This window comes from Gemmobacter denitrificans (genome assembly GCF_036964905.1).
Lineage (GTDB): Bacteria > Pseudomonadota > Alphaproteobacteria > Rhodobacterales > Rhodobacteraceae > Gemmobacter > Gemmobacter denitrificans.
In genome coordinates this window covers 79,516-100,363 of sequence record NZ_JBALHR010000003.1, presented here as the reverse complement: position 1 = coordinate 100,363, position 20,848 = coordinate 79,516, and the positions used below count along the sequence as shown (strand labels likewise).

The window sequence follows — 20,848 nt, the reverse complement described above, 5'->3', positions numbered from 1 at the left end:
AAAGCCCGAAAGGGCCGCAGGATCACAGGTGGCACGGCATGCGTGGGGCAGGCATAGGACGCAGATCATGCTGGCACTGCCCGGCTTCGGTCGCCCCGGGGGCAAGCGCCAAGGCCAGAATGGCCAAAGCCACCAGCATCAGCAGCATGGTCAGGGCAAAGCGCAGCGGGCGGGGATGGCGGGTCATGGCGCGGGTCCTGATTTGGGAATTGGGATACCCAGATCGTCACCCTCCGCCTTCGGGACAGGCAATATCGGCCGGTTGTCATCGGATAACAGGGCATGAACCGACCTTATGATATTGAATTGCCGGGCCCTTGCGGCCAACATGGCAATCAGCCCTTCCCCGCCCAACCGGTGCCCCACATGCCACGCCCCCTTTCTGCCGCTGCCCTGCTGCTGTTGCTGGCACTGCCCGCGCAGGCGGAATGTTATGCCGATTACAAGGCCAAGCAGGATGATCCGCTGCGCCTGCACTATGGCGTGGCACAGGTTTCCTCCTGCGACCGGCGCGGCGCGCAGGCCGAACTTGGCCCGCGCCTGCAGGCTGCCGGCTGGCAATTGCTGAACGTCCTCTCCACATTTGGCCCCGAGGGCCTGAACGAAAGGCAATCGAGTGCCGGAGACTACTTCCTCCGTTTCTGACTCCCTCCGTGCGGGCAATCGCACGGTCGGTTTCGGCATCGCGGCCATTGTCACCATCCTGGCGGCGGCGGCGGTGTTCCTGTTTCTTGCGCTGCCCGATGCCAATGCCTTCAATGCGCGGGTCGAACGGCTGTTCGTGCAGAATGACGATCTGCGCACGCTGGCCGAAATCAAGCTGCTGGAAATCATCGCGCAATCCGGCACGGCCTTTCAGGAGGTGCTGGTCAGCTATCGCATGGTGATCTTTGTGCTGCTGGTGTTTTCCACCGCGCTTCTGGTGGCCTGCCTTGTGTTTCTGGTCACCATCGTCACACTGAACCGGCGCATATCGGCCATTCAGAAATCGGGCATCACCGTCTCATCCTTGATGATCAGCCGCGAGGCCCGCGCCGTCTATATCAATGATCTGGAATTCCAGCTGACCGAGGCCGCCATCGAAACCCTGTCGGTACTGGCCGAGGCCCGTATGGATGACGAAGTGCTGACCGGCGCCCAGATCGAAGCGGTGATTTCCGGCCGCCCCGAACCCGATTGCGACGAAGCAGCGGGGGCCACCCGGATCAAGCGGCTGCGCGATGCGCTTGGCAATCAGCTGGTCTCGGAATTGCTGGTGAAGACCATTGCCCGGCGCGGCTATGTGCTGGCCGTGGGCAAGGATACGATCCGCATGATCTGAGGCTTGCGCGGAGGGTCTGGCTCTGCCAAGCCTCGGGCGGCAAGAAGGAGTGCAAGCCATGGAAGGGCAACCCGAAATCGTGCAGCAGCTCTGGTCCTGGGTGGAACCGGGATGGCAGGTGGCGCAAGACTGGCTGACGTCCCCCGCCGCATGGTCGCAATTCGCCTTGCTGGTGGCGGCCTTCGTGCTGGCGCGGATTGTCAGCCAGCGGCTGACCCCCATTGCCGAACGGCTGCTGACCCCGCCCGAAGGCCGCAGCGGGATGATCGTGACGGCACGGCTGTTTGTGCGTCGGTTCCTGCCGCTCATGCTGCCCCTGCTGGCCTGGGTCTTTACCGCCATGGGCGAAGAGATCACCCGATCCATCTTCGGCTCTGGCGCCGTGATCGCCTTTGGCAAGCGGGTCTTCCTGTTTCTGGCGGCGCGGCTGTTCGTTCGTGCGGTGCTGACCGATCCCTTCCTGCGCGTTCTGGGGCGCTATGTGCTGATCCCGGTCAGCTTTGTCTATGCGGTGGGGTTGCTGGATGACCTGACGCTGCGGCTGGAAGAAACCATCATCGCGCTTGGCAATATCAAGTTCTCGCTGATGGCGTTGATCCGCGGGCTGATCGCGGGGTCACTGCTGTTCTGGCTGGGCGCATGGTCCAACCGGCAAAGCGCCGATTACATCAAGGCCCAGCAGGAACTGCGCCCCGCCACCCGTGAACTGGCGATCAAGGCCGCCGAAGTGATGATCTTCGGTGCGGCTTTCCTGCTGCTCATGTCGATCATGGGGATCGACCTGACGGCGGTGGCTGTGCTGGGCGGTGCGCTTGGCGTGGGCATCGGGCTCGGCCTGCAGCAGATCGCCGCCAATTTCGTTTCCGGTATCATCCTGCTGCTGGAAGGCCAGACCACGGTGGGCGATTATGTCGAGCTGGATGGAGGCGAAAAGGGAACCATCGTGAAGATGACCGCCCGCGCCTGCGTGCTGGAAACCTTTGATGGCAAATGGATCGTGGTGCCGAATGAACATTTCATCACCACCCGCGTCGTCAACTATTCCGATCAGGGCAGCGCCAACCGCTATGAGGCCGAGTTTTCCGTCAGCTATGACACCGACATCAACAAGGTGCCAGAAATCATCGAAACGGCAGTTGCCGCCCTGCCCTTCGTGCTGAAAACCCCCGATGGCCCGGATTGCGAATTGCGCGGGTTCGGCGACAGCGCGGTGAATTTCGCCGTGGAATATTGGGTGAACGGCATTGACGATGGCAAGAACCGCTTCGGCAGCCCGGTGCTGTTTGCGATCTGGAACGCGTTGAAGGAACACGGCATCGAAATGCCGTATCCGCAGCGTGTGGTGCATCATCGCCATGAAACGCCCCCCGAGCCCCCCAAGCCACGCCGCCGCAGGGCCGAGGCATGAAGGCACTGGTCATCGGCGCTGGCCCTGCCGGTCTGATGGCAGCCGAGGCGCTGGCCGATGCGGGGTTTGCCCCCTTGGTCGCCGAGGCCAAACCCAGCCCGGCGCGCAAGCTGTTGATGGCGGGGAAATCGGGGCTGAACGTCACCAAGGACGAAGCCCCCGACAACTTTGCCCGCGCCTTTGATGCCGATTGGCTGGCCCCGATGCTGGCACGGTTCGGCCCGGCAGAGGTCATGCGTTTTTGCCAGGATCTGGGGCAGGACGTGTTCACCGGATCCTCAGGGCGGGTATTTCCCAAGGTGATGAAGGCATCGCCGTTATTGCGCAACTGGCTGGCACGGCTGGCGGGCAAGGGCGTGCAGTTGCAGGCCCGCTGGCGCTGGAGCGGGTTTGACGGCGACGCCCTTGCATTTGACACCCCGGACGGTGCCCGCAGCCTGCGCCCGGCGGTCACTGTGCTGGCGCTTGGCGGGGCCAGTTGGCCGCGCCTTGGGTCTGATGGGGCATGGCAGCCCTGGCTGGCCGCGCGGGGGGTAGAGATCACCCCCTTTGCCCCGGCCAATATGGGTTTTCTGATGCATTGGTCCCCGCATATGGCACGGCATTTCGGCCAACCCGTAAAGGGTGCGGCCCTGATCGTCGGCGCACAGCACGAACGCGGAGAATTCGTTCTGTCCGAACGCGGGCTGGAAGGCGGTGGCATCTATGCCATCAGCCGGGCGCTGCGGCTGGGCGCTCCGCTGGCGCTGGACCTGTTCCCCGACCTGACGCTTGCGGCCCTGCGCGACCGTCTGGCGCGGATCAAGCCTGGCGAAACCGCGGCCAACCGTCTGCGCAAGCTGGGGCTTGCGCCCGCCGCCGCCGCACTGGTGATGGAATTTGCCCGCCCCCTGCCCGCCGACCCTGCGCCGCTGCTGAAACAGCTGCCGGTGCCCCATGCCGGGCCGCGCCCGCTGGACGAGGCGATATCTTCTGCCGGGGGAATCGCTTGGTCCGCCCTGACCCCTGATCTGGAACTGCACGCCCTTCCCGGGGTCTTTGCCGCCGGTGAAATGCTGGATTGGGAGGCCCCGACGGGGGGCTATCTTCTCACAGCTTCGTGGGCGACGGGTCTACATGCGGGCCGTGCTGCTGCGCGGTATCTGCATCCATAGGGCATCCGCGATGCGGATTGCGAACACATTCAAACAGTTGCAGGCGTCGCCGCGCATGTTTCACCCGCCATGCGAAATACGGGGGTCCGCCATGCATCGACCGCAACTTCTTGACGCTGCTTCCCGGCATCCCTAGGTTCCCTTCAACCGCTTGCTTCAAGGAGAACCGCCATGGGCGCGCATACCGTTGCCGTGACCGATGCCACTTTCGATGCCGAAGTGCGCAAGTCGCCGATCCCGGTCGTTGTTGATTTCTGGGCCGAATGGTGTGGCCCCTGCCGCCAGATCGGCCCGGCTCTGGAAGAGCTGGCCGCCGAATATGCCGGCAAGGTCAAGATCGTGAAGGTGAATGTGGATGAAAACCCCGACAGCCCGGCTCAGCTGGGTGTGCGTGGCATCCCGGCGCTGTTCATGTTCAAGGATGGTCAGGTCGTGTCGAACAAGGTGGGTGCAGCGCCCAAGGCCGCGCTGGCCAACTGGATCAGCACGGCCATCTGATTACGTCAGAAGTTCAGGCAAAGGGCGGTCCCGCAGGGGCCGCCTTTTGTCATTCCACCGGCCAGCCCTGTGCCGCCAGCAGCCGCGCGATGCGCGACGCGGCTTCGGGCGATTGCGCATCGATTGCCTGATCCTTGAAAAACCACCACAGCCAGCGCGCCATGTCGGCAGACGGAATGCGCCCTTTGTCAAAGGCCGCCGCCAATCCGTCGCGCCCCACCGATCCGGCCGGATGGTGGAAGTCGATCCCGGCAAACAGCACCAGCCCTTTGCCTGCGATCATCGCCTGCAACCCGACCGATGAATTCTGCGTCACCACAAAGCTGCAGCGGGGCACCAGATCGGCGGCGCGCCCCTCGACCAGCCGGAACCGTGGGTGGCGATCCTGCAGCGCCGCCAGCGCGGCATGTTCGGCAGCGCTGTAGCTTTCGCCCGGATGCAGCGTGGCGCAGATCGGGCGCGGGTCGCAGGCCAGCGTCGCCTCGATCATCGCAACCGGAGACATGGATTGAAAACTGCGATGATCCAGCAGCCGCCCTTGCAGCAGCATGAAGATGAACCCTTCATCCGTCAGGTCAGGCAAGCCCGGAAAACATCGGTCGCGCAAGCGTCGGTGAAAGCCCCGCGCAGGCCCGGGCGCGATGCCCGCCAATGCGGGCCTTGCCTGCGCAACTGCAAAGTTCCAGCGTTCATTCGTCGGTTCGATCCGCCAGAACGGGTAAAGATAGGCCCGTCGCAATGACAGGGTACGCGGCCCGACCGGTTCCCGCATGTGCAACAGGCTATGGCCCGGATGGGCACGTTCGGGGGCGTGTTCGTCGCGGTCGGTGATCTGCCAGCCTGGCAGCGCCTCGATCAGGCGCGACAGGATATTGACCTTGCCCGCCTGATGATCGGCGCGCAGATGCGCAGGCAGATGCAGGTCCAGCAGCCTAGGTGCCATGGCCCAGCCGGACAAGCAGCCCGGCATGCAGGCCGGGTGCGGCGGCAATCACCCCTGCCGCCTGCGGATGCGGGGCGTTGAATCGCAGCGGCTGGCCCAGACGATCACTGACCGTAGCCCCGGCCCGCGCGGCAATCAGGGCACCTGCCGCGATGTCCCATTCCCAGGCGTCGCGCAGCGTCAGCATCCCGTCAAACCGCCCCTCGGCCACAAGACATAGCCGCCAGGCCAGCGAGGCGCGGAAGTTGCGCTTCAGATCGGGCACGCCACCGGGCCAGAGTTCGGGTGCCAGATTGGGCTTGGTGGTCAGCACACTGGCCCCCACCACCTCGGTCCGCTGGCTGGCTTGCATCGGCTGGCCATCCACCAGCGCCGGGCCTTCGGCAGTGGCGGTGTATAGCCGGTCCTGCGCAGGCAGATAGACAACCCCGGCCACCGGGCGTCCTGCCTCCACCACCGCCAATGAGACCGCAAAGCTTTCCTCGCCCGCAATGAAGGCGCGGGTGCCATCGATCGGGTCCAGCACAAAGATGCGATCGGCAGCCAGCCGGTCGGTGCCATCGGGGTCTTCCTCCGACAGCCAGCCGTATTCCGGCCGGGCCCGGCGCAACAGACCACGCAGCGCATCGTTTACGGCAAGGTCGGCCTCGGTCACCGGGCCAAGCCCCGGCTTTTCCCAGACCTGCGGTGTTTTGCGCCAGAAGCGCAGCGCGATGGCCCCGGCCACCTGCGCTGCCTCGGTCAGCAGCGCCAGATCACGCGCCGGCAAGGGTCATGCCTTCCACCAGCAGGCTGGGCACCCGGGTGCCCAGATGATCGCGTGCATCATTGGCGGCGATCAGGTTCATCAGCATCTCGCGCAGATTGCCCGCGATGGTACATTCGTTCACCGCATGGGTGATCTCGCCATCTTCCACCCAGAAGCCCGCCGCGCCGCGCGAATAATCGCCCGTGGTGGGGTTGATGGTTGATCCGATCATCGAGGTGACCAGCAGCCCGGTGCCCATCTGCCCGATCAGGTGTTTGCGCGTGGCAGTGCCCGGCGTCAGGTCGATGTTCGACGTGGCGGGCGATGGGGCCGATGTGGTGCCGCGCGCCGCATTGGCCGTGCTGGGCAGGCCCAGCTTGCGTCCGGTTGCCAGATCCAGCGTCCAGCCCGTCAGAACCCCGTTTTCCACGATGACCCGCCGCGCGGTGGGCAGCCCTTCGGCATCAAAGGGGCGCGAGCCGGAAATCCGGGGCCTGTGCGGGTTTTCGATCAGCGACAGGCCACGCGGCAGAACCTGCTGGCCCACCGCATCCAGCAGCCAGCTGGACCCACGGGCGACTGAAGCGCCGTTGATTGCCGCCAGAAGATGCCCGATCAGGCTTTGCGCCACCCGTTCATCGAACAGCACGTTGCAGGTTCCGGTCTTGGGCTTGCGGGCACCCACCCGCGCCAGTGCCCGCTCTGCCGCCAGTTGCCCGATGCTTTCGGGGCTGGGCATGTCCGACTGGTAAATGCGCGATTCCCCGGCCCAATCGCGCTCCATCGCCGTGCCTTCGCCCGTGAAGGCCACAGCAGAGGCCGATATGGAACTGCGGGCATAACCACCGGAAAATCCATTGGTTGCGGCCAGAAACATCTGTCGGCGGGAATAGCTGCCCGATGCCTCGACCTGCCGGATACCCGCCACGCCCATGGCGGCAGCCTCCATCGCGCGGGCCGTATCTTCCAACGCCTTCGCCCCCGGTTCAGGCGAGGGATCGGCCAGATCCAGCGCGGCAAGTTCCCAGTCTCGCGCCACCTGCCCCGGATCGGCCAGCCCGGCATAGGGGTCCACCGGGGCCTCGCGCGCCATGGCCACCGCGCGTTCGGCCATATCCGCCAGCGTACGGTCCGAAGTATCCGATACCGAAACACAGGCCTGCCGCCCGCCGATCAGCACGCGCAGGCCCAGTTCGATGCCTTCGGCGCGTTCGGCCTGTTCCAGACGGCCGTGCCGGATGTCGATCGACAGCGACGTGCCTTCCACCACCAGCGCATCGGCGGCCTCGGCCCCGGCTTTGCGGGCGGCGTGCAGCATGGCATCGGTCAGGCGGGCAAGATCGGTCATGGCATATCCTTCCAGGTCCCCTGACAGCTATGCCGCTGCCCGGGGGGAAACAAGTCTCAGGCGACGAAGGGGCTGCGGGGCAGGTTGGACAATATCTCGCAGCCCGTTTCGGTGACCACCGCAATTTCTTCCAGCCGCACACCAAACCGGCCCGGAAGATAGATGCCCGGTTCAATCGTGAAGACCATGCCAGGTTCCAGCACGACATCCGATACGCCTGTGATATAGGGCGGTTCGTGGATTTCCTGCCCCACCCCATGCCCGGTGCGATGGGTGAAATACGCGCCATATCCTGCCGCGGTGATGACGCCGCGCGCAGCCGCATCCACCTCGCGCGCCATGACGCCGGGCCGAATGGCGGCCAGTGCCGCTTCGACGGCCGCATTCACCACGGCATGAACCTCGGCATAGCCGTCGGGCATGTGGCAGCAACAGGCCATCCGTGTGATGTCGGAATAATAGCCATCCTTGCGCGCGCCGATGTCACAGACAATCGCATCCCCCGGCTGCACCACGGTAACGCCCGTGTGATGATGCGGAAAGGCGGCATTGGCCCCGGCCCCCACGATGGTGAATTCCGGCACGGCCCCTTCGGCGCGGAAGGCCGATCGGGCAGCCTGGGCCAGTTCGCGTTCCGTCACCCCCGGGCGGATGGCCGCGCGCAGGGCCGCCTGTGCCAGATCGGCAATCCGGGCGTTTTCGCGCAGCGCCGCCAGTTCCGCGGCATCCTTGCGCAGCCGCAACCAGCCCAGGCTTTCGGCAGCAAAACCCCGCCGCGCCTGAGGCAGCGCATCCAGCAGCATCAGCGCATGGTCGGCGCGCATGGTTTCGTCCAGATGCAGCGCCGCGACCGGGCCAAGCTCTGCCAGAGCCGAAGTCAGGGCCGCAGCCGGGCCGGTATCATCTGCCCATGTCCAGAACGGCCAGTCGGTATGCTGGCGCACATCCGCCGCATTCAGCACCGGCATCAGAAAGCCCTGTGCGCGATGCCCGATCAGGGCAAGGCAGGGCCGTTCATCCGCAAAGGGTGAAAAGCCGGTCAGCCAACGCAGATGCGCCCCCGGCGCCAGAGCCACCAGATCGACCCCGGCTTCCGCCATCCTCTGACGCAACCGGGCCAGCCGGGCCTCGGGCACCGACCCGTTCATCGGCACAGCCCGCATCGCCGCTGTCAGCTCTGTCTGATAGCGAGCGAGCAAGGCTTCCAACGCCGTAACCCGGTCGGGGGTGAAATGATGCTCGGCATCCAGAATGTTGATGGTGCCAATCACCACATCGCCATCCTTGACCGGCAGGTTGGCCGCAGAGTGGCAGCCCAGTTCGTTGATCTGTGCGTGGTCAAAGAAATAGCGGGAAAACTCGGCCGTGGTATTGGCGATAAAGCTTTCGCCATCGATCAGCACCTTCTGCGCCCAGCCATCGCGCTGGATCGGCTTGGCCACGGTCAGCGGATAGGCCGCATGGTCGGAACTATAGGCGCGCCGCACCAGCCCGGCCGCCTTGTCCTGCACGGATACGGTAAACAGCCGGGCAGAGCCCAGAACCGCCTCGGCCTCACGATGCAGGCGCGCAAAGATATCGTGCTGGTTCATCCCGGTCTTCCCCAATTTCAACCGCCCTATCGTGCAAAGGCCGCCCCGGCATGGGGCGGCCTTTTTATCATCCGGTCAAGCTCTGCTTATTGCAGTTGCATGCCATTCGCAAAGAACCCTTTGTCCTTGAACTGCAGCGTAGAGGTCATGGTATCGGGCTGGCCATCCACCATCTTGGCGAACATGCCCAGCATCATGCGGGTGCCCATGATCTGATCTTCCGGCACCAGACCCATGGCGGTGACCTTGTCCAAAAGGCCGTTCAGACCCACAGCCTTCAGATCGACCTGGCCGGTCGGGGCCGGAACACCACCGAAGGTCACCAGATCGCTGTTGTCAAAGGTCAGCGCGCCGGTGCCGGTGATCTCGGCCCCCGCCGCCTTGATCTGCAGTGCCGACAGGTCCAGCGAGTGCAGCTCGCCCGGGGCAGCATCGCCAAGTGCCATCATTGCCTTTTCATCCAGCAGATCGACATTCATCTTCGCGGTGCCCTTGGTATCCAGCACAACGGTGATCGGCTCGCGCGGCAGTTGGGTCGACGGGTCGATCATGTTCCAGATCGCATCCGAAATGGTCAGGTCAACAACCTTGGTCAGGAAGGAAAAATCGCTGGGCGCTTCGGTTTTCGACACGGGCATCGTCAGACTGAACGCACCCTCCTTGTAGGCCAGATTGATCGGGAACGGCATTTGCCCCCCGCTCATCGCCATGGCGACATCCATGGCCGAACCGCCATAGGCCAGTTTGGCCGCATCCATCGCGAAAGTCAGATCGCCCCCGGCCGAACTACCCGAAAGCTTGGTGTCGCCCGCCGCTTCGGCCACAGTCATTTCATAGGTGGCGCTGGCGTAGGTGAACCCACCCTCGGCCGAGGCCCCGGCCTTCAGGGCATCTGCGAAATCGCCCGTCGTGGCGGCGGGAACCTTGCCCGAAGACGTGCCGGTCAGTCCCGAAAAGCTGACATTGGCATCAACCTTCGACCCGTCAGCCGGATTGTTACCCTTGATGACAAGCTTCGCCTGATCGGCGGTGAAATTGCTGCTCAGCGACTTGGTTTCTGTGCCCGAGACGATGTAGTTGCCGGCGATCGCCAGAATCTCGCCCTCGACCGTCAGTTCTTCGGGCTTGGGCGCATCTGCCGGGCCTTCGATCCCGTCCAGCTTGACCGCCACCGAAGGGCCGCTGAAATCATAGCGGGTTTCAGTGGCGCTGCCCGATGCGTGGATGACCATACCCGGATGGCTGATGGTCAGCTTGGTCAGCGTATCGGCCTCGCCCTCGATCCCGGCACCGCGGATCGCCATCGGATAGCTGTCCGACATGGTCACCGTCACGGTGCCATCGCCCATCTGGGTAAAGGTCAGCCGCGGCACAGTCATCGTGGCATCCGACATCTCATTCCCGGAGGTGATCGTCAGATCGGTAATGACAAGGGCATCACCCTGCCGAACCTCGGATCCGGTTGCGATGGTCTGTCCATACGAGCTGCTAAGAGCCTTCCAATTGGCCCAGACCTCTTCAGGGGTAACATCTGCCAGCGCAGCATTGCCCGCGACCAGTGCCACAAAGGCGGTCGAGCACAAGAATTTCCACTGGGTCATAACGAAGCCTTTCCGATGTAAAATGATGCGAAAGCATCCTTGACCGCCCGGCGCCGGTCAAGGCTTTCCGAACTCTTGCCACATGGGGTAACAATCTTCCGCAACAAGGGGAAGAAGGATCACAGATGCACGGCAAGGTGGTGGCAATAACCGGCGCAAGCCGGGGGATCGGCGCGGCGGCGGCGCGGGTTTTCGTGCAGGCGGGGGCGCAGGTTGCGCTGATGGCCCGTGACGCCGATGCGCTGCAGATGCTGGCTGCAGAACTGGGTGCGCAGGCGATGGCGCTGCCCTGCGATGTGGCCGATGCGGGATCGGTCTCTGCGGCGATTGACGCGATCAGCGCAAAATGGGGGCGGCTGGACGTGCTGGTGAACAATGCGGGCATGATCGACCCCATTGCCCGGCTGGCAGATGCCCGCGCAGAAGATTGGTCGCGTGCCATCGACGTGAATCTGAAGGGCGTCTTTCATGGTGTTCAGGCCGCGCTGCCCGTGATGCGCGCGCAGGGTTCGGGCACAGTTCTGACCGTATCATCCGGGGCTGCCCACAAACCCTATGAAGGCTGGTCGGCCTATTGCTGCGGCAAGGCAGGGGCGGCCATGCTGACCCGCGCCCTGCATCTGGAGGAAGGCGATTGGCTGCGCGTCATGGGTCTTTCGCCCGGCACGGTCGCAACCGAAATGCAGCGCCGCATTCGGGCATCCGGGGTGAACCCTGTCAGCCAGATCGACTGGGCGGACCATATCCCCGCGGATTGGCCTGCCCGCGCCCTGCTGTGGATGTGCGGCACCGCCGCCGACCCCCATCGCGGCACCGAATTGTCACTGCGCGATGAAACCCTGCGCAAGGAGATAGGCCTGACATGATCGAGCTTTCCATCGACGGCGGCTGCTGGACCGTCACGATCAACCGGCCCGACAAGGCCAATTCGCTGACCCGCGCCATGCTGGCCGAGATCGCCGACATTGCCAGCCGGGCCGCCCGTGACGGCGCGCGGGTCTTTGTGCTGACTGGCAATGGCAAGGTATTTTCGGCCGGGGCTGACCTGGATGAGGCGCGCGCCGGGTTGGCCACCGATCCGGTCTGGGAACGGCTGTCGGGCACGATTGCTGCGCTGCCCTGTCTGACCATCGCCGCGCTGAACGGCACACTGGCAGGCGGGTCGATGGGGATGGTGCTGGCCTGCGATTTACGGCTGGGGGTGCCGGGGGCGAAATTCTTCTATCCGGTGATGAAGCTGGGCTTCCTGCCCCAACCATCAGACCCGGCCCGCCTGCGCGCGCTTGTGGGGCCAGCCCGCGCCAAGATGATCCTGATGGCCGGGGCCAAGGCCAGCAGCGACGAGGCACTGGCCTGGGGCCTGCTGGACCGGATCGTCGCGCCCGAGGCGCTGATGGCAGAGGTGGCCGCGCTTTCGGCAGATGCGGCCGGGGCCAGCGCCGCCCATGTCGCTGCGATCAAGGCGATGATCTGACATGCAAAAGGGGGGCTGATTGCCCCCCTTTCCTGATCTAGCGGCACGCCCAGTCGAACCGGCGCTGCATCACTTCTTTTTCGGCGGCACGAAACGCTTGGACGTATCGCGTGCATCCATCGGGGCTGCCTTGGGCTTGGCGGGCCGGGCCGTAGCATGGGATTTGAAGCCTGTCGCGCGACCGGGCTTGTCATCACCCGCCTTGCCAGCGCCATGCGATTTGAACCCGGAGCTGCGGAACGGCTTGGACTCGGGGCCTTTTTCCGCACGGGCACGCGACGCAGCGGCTTTCGGCGCCGGTTTGTCGCCCGCCTTCCAGCGCGGCTTGCGATCGGCATCTGCCTCATCACGCTTTACATAGGGTTTTGCCGGGCCATCGCTGCGCTTGGCATAGGGTTTGCGTGGGGCATCCCCAGCATCGGCATCATTCCATGACCGTTTCGGCGCTGCGTCCGACGCGCGCGGTTTGGCGGAATATGCGTCTGAGTCACGCTTTTCATACGGTTTGCGCGGCGCATCTTCGCGTTTTGCGTAAGGCTTGCGTTCTGCACCATCACGCGAAGCCCAAGGCTTTGCATCCCCTTCGGCACGTTTGGCGTAAGGTTTGCGCGGGGCATCGCCGTCGTCACGCCGCGCATAGGGTTTGCGCGGGGCGTCACCCTCGTCGCGCTTGGCCCAGGGTTTCGCCGCACTTTCCGCCGCTGCGGGCGCGGCGTCATCCTCGACAAACCGCGAAGGCTTGGGCGTATAGGTCCGCGCCGGGCGATCGGCACGCTCTGCCCTTTCGGGGCGCGGCGCGCGGTCGGCACGATCTGCGCGGGGCGCGGGGCGCGGGCGTTCGGGGCGGGCCAGATCCGGTTCACCAGCCATGCGTGTCATGGTCAGACCGGGTTCCAGTTCGGCGGTTTCGGCAAACCGCCCGGCCACGGCCTTGGCGATCTGCACAAAGCTGCGGTCTTGCTGCACGCGGATTGCGCCGATTTCCTGCTTGGTGATGCCAACAGCATCGCAAATCTTCGGCAGCAGCCAGCGCGCCTCGGCGCGGCCTTCATGACCGACCGAGATGGTGAACCAGACGCTTTCGCCAAACTCACCCCGCGGGCGCGGCGCCGAAGCCGCGGGCGGAGGCAGGGCGTCGTGCAGCACTTCAGGGGCAGAACGGCCTTCGCGCCACAGCCGGATGAAGGCCGCCGAAACCTGCTCGGCCCCATAGCGCTCCAGCAGGGCCTGGGCCAGTGCTGCCTCATCGCCCGGGGCTTCGGCCAGCGCCTGATGTTCCATCAGACGGGCATCATCGCGTTCCTGCACCTCGTCCGCCGATGGCGGCTTGGCCCATTCTGCCGTGACCTTGGCGCCCTGCAGAATACGGCCTGCCTTGCGGAATTCGGCGGGCGGCACGATCAGCACCGAAGTGCCCTTCTTGCCCGCACGCCCCGTGCGCCCAGACCGGTGCAGCAGGGTTTCGGGATTGCTGGGCAGATCGGCATGAACCACCAGTTCCAGCCCCGGCAGGTCGATCCCGCGCGCCGCAACATCCGTCGCGATACAGACCCGCGCCCGACCATCCCGCAGCGCCTGCAGCGCGTGCATCCGTTCGGATTGCGACAGCTCGCCCGACAGTGCGACCACCTGGAATCCGCGATTGCCCATGCGGGCCAGCAGGTGATTGACGTTGGCCCGGGTCTTGCAGAACACGATGGCGGTGCGCGCCTCATAGAAACGCAGCACGTTGAAGATCGCATGTTCCTTGTCGCGCGCCGTCACATTCAGGGCGCGATATTCGATATCGCCATGCTGCTTGGCCTCGCCCTGCGTCTGCAGGCGCACAGCATCGCGCTGGAAGGTGCCGGCCAGCGCCTCGATCTCTTTCGGCACCGTGGCCGAAAACATCAGGGTGCGGCGCTCTTCCGGGGCGTTGGACAGGATGAATTCCAGATCCTCGGCAAAGCCCAGATCGAGCATTTCATCCGCCTCATCCAGCACGGCAACCTTCAGTGCCGACAGATCAAGGCTACCGCGTTCGATATGGTCGCGCAGACGGCCCGGCGTGCCCACAACGATATGCGCGCCACGTTCCAGCGCCCGGCGTTCGTTGCGGTAATCCATCCCGCCCACACAGGTGGCAATCTGCGCACCCGCATCGGCATAGAGCCAACCCAGTTCGCGCGCGACCTGCTGCGCCAGTTCGCGCGTCGGCGCGATAATCAGCGACAAGGGCGTTTCGGCAAACAGCAGACGGTCCGCACCGCCCAGAACCTCGCCCGCCATCGCAAGTCCAAAGGCCACGGTCTTGCCCGACCCGGTCTGCGCCGAAACCAGCGCGTCGCGGCCTGCAAGATCAGGGGCGATCACCGCCTGTTGCACGGGGGTAAGGGAGTCATAGCCCTTGGCGGCAAGCGCCGCTGCCAGCGGGGCCGCAATCATCATGTCGGTCATGTATTCATCCAGAAGGGGCGCATCGGGCCCGCGTGACGGCCCTGCCCTTCCCCTTGCGACCGGGCCTCCCTGCCCGCGCCGCCCCGGAATCGTTGGAGCCTTGCGCCGCGCCTACAGCAAATCCGGCGGGATGTATAGCCCCGGGCTGTCAGCCATAGGCCCAATTGGCCAGAAATGCATCAATGGCGCTGTCGATCCGCGCGGTCGCATCGGGGCCGAAGACAAGGTCGTCGGCCTGCAAATCCTGCGTCGTGACACCCTTGAGGGTGACCCCAAACCCCGCCAAACGGATACGAAGACCTTCGGCCTGATCGGTCATTCGCAGGTCGGACACATCGATGTCGCCGCCAAACGCAAACAGCAGCCGGTCCGTCCCGGGGGTGAAATCACGGATCACCTGGCCACGCGCCGCGGTTGCAAAGACGAAATCATCCGCCCCGCTGCCGCCGGTCATCGTATCGGGTCCGGCCTGCGCAGCCAGAACATCGTCGCCCTTCCCACCGAACAGGCGATCCGCGCCACTGCCCGCCATCAGCAGATCATGTCCCGGACCACCCTCCAGCCAATCGCGACCTTCGCGGGATTCCAGCAGGTCATGCCCGCTGCCACCCATCAGCCTGCCGGGGCCGTCGGTCACAAGGATGAGATCGTCACCGCCCAACCCCTTCAAGACCCGGTCAGCGGCGGGCAGACCAAGGCCGATCAGCACATCATCCCCGGTCATGGCAGCATCATAAAGCCGCTGGTCATCGGTCATGCCTTGCGTGGCAGCCGCCGCCATCACCGCCGATGCCGCCAGATCGACATCGCGCAGCGTAAAGGTCGAATAGCCGTCCGCAGGCCACTCACTTTTCTGCACGTGCAGGGAATGTACCCGACCGGATGTCAGAAGCCCGGTTTCGGAAAATTCCAGATCGCCATCGACCTTCACTTCACGTTCGCCCGACAAATAACCAACATAGCCGTTGTCATACCGGCTGCCGTCGATCGTCACCATTCGATCGGCCCCGAAATGCACATTCAGATCAGCCCAGACAACCAGTGTGGCCTCCCACCACCCGGTCTTTTCATGAAAAGTGTCGTGCAGATTGATCCGCTGTGCGGTCAGACCACCTTTGATCAGGATCGCCATGAGGCTGCCTTTCGCATCGCGTTTATCCGCTGATAGCGCGAATTCCGCAGGTAATCCAAGAAAATCAAGGCTGATATTCGATAACACCCCCCCGATTTTGCCTAGCGTGCAACAGCGGAGCATCTGTCAGGCCAGTGAAACACTGTCCCGAAAGGAACCGACATGCTGCCCTCTGTCCTGCCCCACCGATTTGCCACCTCGCTGCCCCGCATGGTCTTGGCCGGGGTGACCGCCCTTGCCTTGGCATCGGGCGCTACCGCCCCCGCCGAGGCGCTTGGCCGGGATGAACGCAATGTGCTGAAAGGCGTCGTGGCCACCTTGCTGATCGACGCGATGCTGGATGAACACCGCAAATCGAAAAAGCAGAAACTCCACCAGTACCAACCCTATCCGCCGCAGCCGGTCTATCGCCCGCAGCCGCCGGTGCATCGTCCGACGATCTGGCAGACCCCGGTGGCGCAGGCGTTCAATTCCTATGGCTATCACGATCGGCAGCGCATCCAGCAGCGGCTGGCGACCTATGGCTATTACCGCAGCCGGGTCGATGGCTCTTTCGGCCCCAGCACCTACAACGCCATAGTTGCCTATGCCAATGACAGCGGCATGGGGCAGAGCCTGCATTCACAGGCAGGTGTTTATGGGGTGTTTGACGGGCTGATCTACTGAGGCCACCTTCCCCGGCAGCCCGGCCTTACGGTCTGCGGATCGTGTCGCCGGGTTGCAGGGTGGGGAAGAGTTCGATCAACTCGCCCCCGATCACCCCGGAGGGCCGCTTGCCTGCGATGATTTCCGCCGCATGGACACCGATTTCACGGCGGCAGGCATCCATGGTGGCCAGTTTGCGCGGCAACCCATCCAGCAGTTCAACACCGTTGAACCCGGCAAGCCCCAGCCGCCCTGGCACATCTATGCCCTGGTCCAGACACCAGAGCAAGCCACCCGCCCCGATCATGTCGTTGGAATAATACAGGAAATCGAGGTCTGGCGTCCGGCGCAGGATCGCCTCGGTCATCTCGCGGCCCTTCAGCAGGGCCGATCCGCCGCCGTAATATTCCTCATCCGCCAGTTCCAGCCCGGCCCGCGCCAGCCCTTCGCGGAACCCTTCCAGCCGTTTGCGGGCGCGGTGATCCTCGGGCATCTTGGTGCCCAGAAATCCGATACGGCGATAGCCCGAAGCCACGATGGTCTCGGCCATCTGTCGGCCGGCGCGGCGATGGGAAATGCCCACCGCGCTGTCCACCGGATCGCCGTCGATATCCATGATCTCGACAATCGGGATGCCTGCGCTTTCCAGCATGGCCCGCGCGGCAGGACTGTGTTCCAGACCGGCAATGATCACACCCGATGGCCGCCAGCTGAGCATTTCATACAATACCGACTCTTCGCGTTCGGGATTGTAATTGGTCACGCCCATGACAGGCTGCAGCCCGGTATCTTCCAGCGTTTCGGATATGCCGGTCATCACCTCGGGAAAGACCATGTTCGACATGGAGGGGATGATGACCCCCACAAGGTTCACGCGCTGCGATGCGAGCGCCCCCGCGATCTTGTTGGGCACATAGCCCAGGGCGCGGGCCGCCTGCAGTACCTTTTCGCGTGTCGTATCAGACACATCGCCCCGGTTGCGCAAAACGCGGCTGACCGTCATCTCGCTTACCCCCGAAGCTTCGGAGACATCGCGCAGGGTCAGGGTGCGGCGCGGGTCGGCAACGGGCGGTCTGGACACTGGCTGAAACCTCGTGGCTTGAAGGGATAGCCCCATTGTTAGCGCCAAAGGAAACGCTTGTCCAAGGGCAGATCATCTGCTAATGATAGCGCTAACACGGCCATATCCGAATCCAGCGCGCCCGCAAGCTCTCAACTGGCGCGAGGGACCTGAAGGGGGGATGGTGGGCCAAATTTCATCCCCCCTTCACCTTCCTGCTGCCCTGTATCGCGCTTGTTTCGACGCAGCGAACCGGGTACAAGGCGGGCAGAAGAGACGGGTCTGCGTAGCTCAGCTGGATAGAGCACAGGATTCCTAGACAAAATTGGGCGTTGCGTGCGGAAACCGCGCAACGGATCTGCTCAAAGTCGGGGAAAGCTACGGTGCGTTGCACCTTGCCAATCCCGAGCCAAGCCCCGCCTTGCGGGGAAGGTGTAGAGACTGGACGGGCAGCACCTAACGGCCTTTGGCCCAGGGTGAAGGGACAGTCCAGCCCACGAACGCCCACAGGGCGGCGGCGAAAGCCGAAGTGGGATGAATCCTGGGGCCGTGGGTTCGAATCCCGCCGCGGACACCATCTCTTCTGCTTTCCTTTTGCATCCACCCTGTGCCGGATCATCGATATGATCGTGCATCGGCATATCAGTCCACAGGGCGCGGCTTTGCAATAATCCGGCCCGTCACATTCCAAGATGACACCGGGATATCCGAAGCACGGAATTGAAACATTCAATTGACGCCGTGCCCAGAATATCGCCGTAAAATAAACCCGAATTTAATCCGGATTAAAAAAGAGAAAAGGTTGCCGCAGCACGGCAACCTTTTCCGAGTTCCAAGGAGATGGGCCAGTTAGGTAGCAAGCCCAATCAGAGGTTTGCATTTCAAGGGGTTGCCCTTAGAAATCGCACCTCCCGACTGTCCCGACACCTCTCTCCAATATCACTCTAGACACTGGATCACCTCCTTTCAAAGATTGCCGATAAGCAGAGGGTGACACAGTTTTTGTCATTGTCAAAAGGTTTTATAGCGGACGCAGAGTCAACTTTCCGACAATGATCCGGAATGGCACAAGCGCAACAGCCGCCAGAGTCAGTTTCACCAGCCAATCCGCAACGGCGAGCGACATCCACAGCGGCAGGACCGGGCCCAAACCCAGCAAGGGAACGGCCTCATTCGCCCAGCCGATATCATTGCCCGGTTCCAGCCAGACCAGCGCGGCCGAGAAGGCGATGGAGAAAAACAGGATCGTATCCAGACTGGAGCTGACGAGCGTGGAGACAAAGGGCGCGCGCCACCAGCTGCCCGCCCGCAGACGGTTGAAGATGGCGATATCGGTCATTTGGGCCGCAAGGAAGGCAAGGCCCGATCCGATTGCCACCCGCAGTGTGACCAGCGGCCCGAATTCGCCCATGATCTGTGTGCCGATCAGCGAGCAGACAACACCGACGGCAAAGCCCACCAGCACAACCCGGCGCGCGGCGGCAGGGCCTTGCAGGCGGTTGGTCAGGTCAGTCACCAGAAAGGCAAGCGGATAGGTCAGGGCACCCCAGGTCAGCCAGGGGCCCAGCAGATATTGCACAAGGATATTGGAAGCCACGACAAGCGCGGCCATGGCAAGAATGCCAGGAAGCAGGGATTTGGACATGTCTGTTCCGTTTTTTACAAGGTCGCGGAGACTTGGCCCGTGATGGGCAAGGCCGACCCGATACCGCCGCACGGGCCCCTGAGTCAACCGGGGATGCGGTATTCCACGATTTCCGTGGTCTGGAAAAAGCGGAAATTGTCATCTGCGATCATGGTCAGGCGCAAATCGCCTGCAGCATCGCGCCAGACCGAAAGCCCTTCCAGATTGTCATGCCGGCCCGGCCTGGTTTCCAGCAAGACCTCGCCTGCGCTGATCGTATCGCCGGTGATGGCAAAGCGCCGCACCCGGCTGGCAAACCCCATCAGGCCACGAAACTGCCGCTCCAGCAGATAAAGCTGGCCATCGGGCCCGAAGTCAGCCCCGACCGGCAGGAACAACCCCTCGCGCGGCAGGCTGAACGGCTGATCCCAGGTGCCCTTGCGATAGCGCCAGACCGGGAAGGGCCGATCTTCCGCGCCCGACCGTTCCGGCAGGGTGAACAGCGCGCCATCGGGCGCAATGGCCAGCGCCTCCAGCGCCGAATTGCGCTGCATCCGGCGAAAGGCATCGGGGATGGGCAGGTTTTCCGCAGGGCCATCCAGCCGGTCATAGCGCAGCACCCGTGCCGCGCCTTCGAAAGACACATAGGCCGTGCCCCCCTTGGCAACCGCCAGCCCTTCGCTGTCGGTCCGCCCGGCTGCCAGCCCAGCCTGCCCCTTGCCACGCAGCCGTTGCACCGGCGCAGCCTCAAGCCCCGTAATGCGCCCCTCGGGATCACGGATCAGACGCCCACGCGTCCAGCCGCCACGATCCGACAGCGCGGTAAAGCCGGTCCCCGATGGGTCCAGTTCAATGGCTGACATGCCGCCAAGTGCCGGATCATCAGATCGCCAGATGAAACTGCCGACCAACCCTGCCGTTTCGGTGGGAGCGGCGCTGCTGTCCAGCGCCAGCCCGCAGCCGAGGATCAGGGCGCAGAAAGTACGGAGGCGCATTGGGCGGGCAGATCGGCCATGGTGAACTGGCGCGGATGTTTCTTTTTGGGCGCTTCCGGGTCTTTCGGTTTCTTGCCGTCGGATTTCGGCGGGTTCAGATAATCGGTCACCCACCACATCAGCGTATCGTCGCAGCCATCGCCACCATTGGACAATTCGGCAACCGTGGGCTTCTGCGTCTGGCACAGCGTCGCGCCTTCGGGGCATTTCAGCCGCACATGGAAATGGGTATCATGCCCGGCCACAGGGCGGATCTTCTGCAGCCAGGCCTTGTCACGGCGTTTGGCCGTCTTGCACATTTCGATCTTCACCGCCGCCGCCACAAAGATGCGGTCCACCCGTGGGTCTGATGCGGCGGCGCGCAGCAGCGCGTGATGGGCTGGCGTCCAGTTTCCGGTGACACTGCGCTGATCGGCCGAGCGGACGGGGATCGAGCTGATCTCTTCCCGCTCTGCCCGGCTCAGATTCAGACGACGCGGCGGCAGCATCCAGATATCGGCATCCAGCCCGATCTGATGGCTGGCATGGCCCGATGTCATCGGCCCCCCGCGCGGCTGGCTGATGTCACCGATGTAGAGCCCGGCCCAACCAACCTCGGTCGCAGCAACCGACAAGCCTTGCAGAAACCGGATCATCTCGGGATGACCGAAATTCCGCCCCCGCGACAGGCGCATGGCCTGCCAGGTGGGGCCGCTTTCCGGCAGTTCCACCAACCCCGCCGCGCAGCCCTTGGCATAGCTGCCGATCGGCATCGGTGCCTGTTGCGACGGGGTGTCATGCGCCCCGAACAGCTTGTTTGCCAGTTTTTCGGCCTGTACCGGCAGCGCCGCAAGGCCAAGGCAAAATGCCAGCGAAATCGTACGGATCAT

Annotated in this window: 20 protein-coding genes; 8 read left to right on the top strand and 12 right to left on the bottom strand. The window is 63.9% G+C overall.

Annotation, left to right across the window (positions count from 1 at the left end; genetic code table 11):
• Window positions 1-22: 22 nt before the first annotated feature.
• Window positions 23-187 (bottom strand): hypothetical protein, encoded by a 165-nt coding sequence (locus tag V6590_RS06270; protein ID WP_335421038.1) that lies wholly within the window; start codon window positions 185-187, stop codon window positions 23-25.
• Window positions 188-366: 179 nt separating this feature from the next.
• Between V6590_RS06270 and V6590_RS06265 the strand changes: the two genes are divergently transcribed.
• From V6590_RS06265 to trxA, 5 genes are all read left to right on the top strand, one after another.
• On the top strand, window positions 367-645 hold the full coding sequence (locus V6590_RS06265) for a hypothetical protein (RefSeq protein WP_335421036.1): 279 nt from the start codon (window positions 367-369) through the stop codon (window positions 643-645).
• Window positions 617-1,321 carry a hypothetical protein gene (locus V6590_RS06260; RefSeq protein WP_335421034.1) on the top strand — a complete coding sequence of 235 codons (705 nt, stop codon included), beginning with the start codon at window positions 617-619 and terminating at the stop codon, window positions 1,319-1,321. The genes V6590_RS06265 and V6590_RS06260 overlap by 29 nt, the downstream gene beginning before the upstream one ends.
• Window positions 1,322-1,379: 58 nt before the next feature.
• Entirely contained in the window at window positions 1,380-2,729 is a 1,350-nt protein-coding gene (locus tag V6590_RS06255) for a mechanosensitive ion channel family protein (protein WP_335421032.1), read from the top strand.
• A complete protein-coding gene (locus tag V6590_RS06250) occupies window positions 2,726-3,883 on the top strand; it encodes a TIGR03862 family flavoprotein (protein WP_335421030.1) in 1,158 nt (385 codons plus the stop codon). Before V6590_RS06255 ends, V6590_RS06250 begins: the two co-directional genes overlap by 4 nt.
• Window positions 3,884-4,054: 171 nt before the next feature.
• Entirely contained in the window at window positions 4,055-4,381 is a 327-nt protein-coding gene (trxA, locus tag V6590_RS06245; RefSeq protein ID WP_335421028.1) for a thioredoxin, read from the top strand.
• A 49-nt stretch (window positions 4,382-4,430) separates the two neighbouring features.
• Here the strand turns inward: trxA and V6590_RS06240 are convergent, their stop codons facing one another.
• The 5 genes from V6590_RS06240 to V6590_RS06220 all read right to left on the bottom strand — a co-directional run bounded on the left by V6590_RS06240 (window position 4,431) and on the right by V6590_RS06220 (window position 10,613).
• Window positions 4,431-5,324, bottom strand: a complete 894-nt coding sequence (locus tag V6590_RS06240) for a hypothetical protein (protein ID WP_335421026.1) — start codon at window positions 5,322-5,324, stop codon at window positions 4,431-4,433.
• Window positions 5,314-6,093 (bottom strand): 3'(2'),5'-bisphosphate nucleotidase CysQ, encoded by a 780-nt coding sequence (locus V6590_RS06235; protein ID WP_335421024.1) that lies wholly within the window; start codon window positions 6,091-6,093, stop codon window positions 5,314-5,316. Before V6590_RS06235 ends, V6590_RS06240 begins: the two co-directional genes overlap by 11 nt.
• Entirely contained in the window at window positions 6,080-7,420 is a 1,341-nt protein-coding gene (locus V6590_RS06230) for a TldD/PmbA family protein (protein WP_335421022.1), read from the bottom strand. The genes V6590_RS06235 and V6590_RS06230 overlap by 14 nt, the downstream gene beginning before the upstream one ends.
• Window positions 7,421-7,476: 56 nt before the next feature.
• The gene (locus V6590_RS06225) at window positions 7,477-9,012 is read right to left on the bottom strand and encodes a M24 family metallopeptidase (RefSeq protein WP_335421020.1); all 1,536 of its coding nucleotides are present in this window, start codon (window positions 9,010-9,012) and stop codon (window positions 7,477-7,479) included.
• 86 nt (window positions 9,013-9,098) lie between these two features.
• A complete protein-coding gene (locus V6590_RS06220) occupies window positions 9,099-10,613 on the bottom strand; it encodes a DUF2125 domain-containing protein (protein WP_335421018.1) in 1,515 nt (504 codons plus the stop codon).
• Window positions 10,614-10,738: 125 nt separating this feature from the next.
• Here V6590_RS06220 and V6590_RS06215 point away from each other — a divergent pair, with 125 nt between their 5' ends.
• Entirely contained in the window at window positions 10,739-11,479 is a 741-nt protein-coding gene (locus tag V6590_RS06215; protein ID WP_335421016.1) for an SDR family oxidoreductase, read from the top strand.
• Window positions 11,476-12,087 (top strand): enoyl-CoA hydratase/isomerase family protein, encoded by a 612-nt coding sequence (locus tag V6590_RS06210; protein ID WP_335421014.1) that lies wholly within the window; start codon window positions 11,476-11,478, stop codon window positions 12,085-12,087. The genes V6590_RS06215 and V6590_RS06210 overlap by 4 nt, the downstream gene beginning before the upstream one ends.
• 69 nt (window positions 12,088-12,156) lie before the next feature.
• On the opposite strand, the gene V6590_RS06205 is transcribed toward V6590_RS06210, so the two are convergent.
• Both V6590_RS06205 and V6590_RS06200 read right to left on the bottom strand, forming a co-directional pair.
• Window positions 12,157-14,523 (bottom strand): DEAD/DEAH box helicase, encoded by a 2,367-nt coding sequence (locus V6590_RS06205; RefSeq protein ID WP_335421012.1) that lies wholly within the window; start codon window positions 14,521-14,523, stop codon window positions 12,157-12,159.
• 148 nt (window positions 14,524-14,671) lie between these two features.
• Window positions 14,672-15,655 carry a calcium-binding protein gene (locus V6590_RS06200; RefSeq protein ID WP_335421009.1) on the bottom strand — a complete coding sequence of 328 codons (984 nt, stop codon included), beginning with the start codon at window positions 15,653-15,655 and terminating at the stop codon, window positions 14,672-14,674.
• A 162-nt stretch (window positions 15,656-15,817) separates the two neighbouring features.
• Between V6590_RS06200 and V6590_RS06195 the strand changes: the two genes are divergently transcribed.
• Window positions 15,818-16,321 carry a peptidoglycan-binding domain-containing protein gene (locus V6590_RS06195; protein WP_335421007.1) on the top strand — a complete coding sequence of 168 codons (504 nt, stop codon included), beginning with the start codon at window positions 15,818-15,820 and terminating at the stop codon, window positions 16,319-16,321.
• Between the two features lie 25 nt (window positions 16,322-16,346).
• Here V6590_RS06195 and V6590_RS06190 read toward each other — a convergent pair whose 3' ends face one another.
• The 4 genes from V6590_RS06190 to mepA form a co-directional block, all read right to left on the bottom strand.
• Window positions 16,347-17,381, bottom strand: coding sequence for a LacI family DNA-binding transcriptional regulator (locus V6590_RS06190; protein ID WP_335421005.1), 1,035 nt, complete (start codon window positions 17,379-17,381; stop codon window positions 16,347-16,349).
• 1,000 nt (window positions 17,382-18,381) lie between these two features.
• Window positions 18,382-19,005, bottom strand: coding sequence for a queuosine precursor transporter (locus V6590_RS06185; protein WP_335421003.1), 624 nt, complete (start codon window positions 19,003-19,005; stop codon window positions 18,382-18,384).
• An 83-nt stretch (window positions 19,006-19,088) separates the two neighbouring features.
• Window positions 19,089-19,979, bottom strand: coding sequence for an esterase-like activity of phytase family protein (locus tag V6590_RS06180; protein WP_335421002.1), 891 nt, complete (start codon window positions 19,977-19,979; stop codon window positions 19,089-19,091).
• Window positions 19,952-20,848, bottom strand: a complete 897-nt coding sequence (mepA, locus tag V6590_RS06175) for a penicillin-insensitive murein endopeptidase (RefSeq protein ID WP_335421000.1) — start codon at window positions 20,846-20,848, stop codon at window positions 19,952-19,954. Before mepA ends, V6590_RS06180 begins: the two co-directional genes overlap by 28 nt.

Coding starts and splice junctions, on each gene's coding strand:
- V6590_RS06240 (WP_335421026.1), bottom strand. CDS start 5,324: ATGGCACCTAGGCTGCTGGACCTGCATCTGCCTGCGCATCTGCGCGCC.
- V6590_RS06210 (WP_335421014.1), top strand. CDS start 11,476: ATGATCGAGCTTTCCATCGACGGCGGCTGCTGGACCGTCACGATCAAC.
- mepA (WP_335421000.1), bottom strand. CDS start 20,848: ATGATCCGTACGATTTCGCTGGCATTTTGCCTTGGCCTTGCGGCGCTG.
- V6590_RS06270 (WP_335421038.1), bottom strand. CDS start 187: ATGACCCGCCATCCCCGCCCGCTGCGCTTTGCCCTGACCATGCTGCTG.
- V6590_RS06265 (WP_335421036.1), top strand. CDS start 367: ATGCCACGCCCCCTTTCTGCCGCTGCCCTGCTGCTGTTGCTGGCACTG.
- V6590_RS06200 (WP_335421009.1), bottom strand. CDS start 15,655: ATGGCGATCCTGATCAAAGGTGGTCTGACCGCACAGCGGATCAATCTG.
- V6590_RS06215 (WP_335421016.1), top strand. CDS start 10,739: ATGCACGGCAAGGTGGTGGCAATAACCGGCGCAAGCCGGGGGATCGGC.
- V6590_RS06255 (WP_335421032.1), top strand. CDS start 1,380: ATGGAAGGGCAACCCGAAATCGTGCAGCAGCTCTGGTCCTGGGTGGAA.
- V6590_RS06205 (WP_335421012.1), bottom strand. CDS start 14,523: ATGACCGACATGATGATTGCGGCCCCGCTGGCAGCGGCGCTTGCCGCC.
- V6590_RS06195 (WP_335421007.1), top strand. CDS start 15,818: ATGCTGCCCTCTGTCCTGCCCCACCGATTTGCCACCTCGCTGCCCCGC.
- V6590_RS06225 (WP_335421020.1), bottom strand. CDS start 9,012: ATGAACCAGCACGATATCTTTGCGCGCCTGCATCGTGAGGCCGAGGCG.
- V6590_RS06180 (WP_335421002.1), bottom strand. CDS start 19,979: ATGCGCCTCCGTACTTTCTGCGCCCTGATCCTCGGCTGCGGGCTGGCG.
- V6590_RS06230 (WP_335421022.1), bottom strand. CDS start 7,420: ATGACCGATCTTGCCCGCCTGACCGATGCCATGCTGCACGCCGCCCGC.
- V6590_RS06250 (WP_335421030.1), top strand. CDS start 2,726: ATGAAGGCACTGGTCATCGGCGCTGGCCCTGCCGGTCTGATGGCAGCC.
- V6590_RS06220 (WP_335421018.1), bottom strand. CDS start 10,613: ATGACCCAGTGGAAATTCTTGTGCTCGACCGCCTTTGTGGCACTGGTC.
- trxA (WP_335421028.1), top strand. CDS start 4,055: ATGGGCGCGCATACCGTTGCCGTGACCGATGCCACTTTCGATGCCGAA.
- V6590_RS06185 (WP_335421003.1), bottom strand. CDS start 19,005: ATGTCCAAATCCCTGCTTCCTGGCATTCTTGCCATGGCCGCGCTTGTC.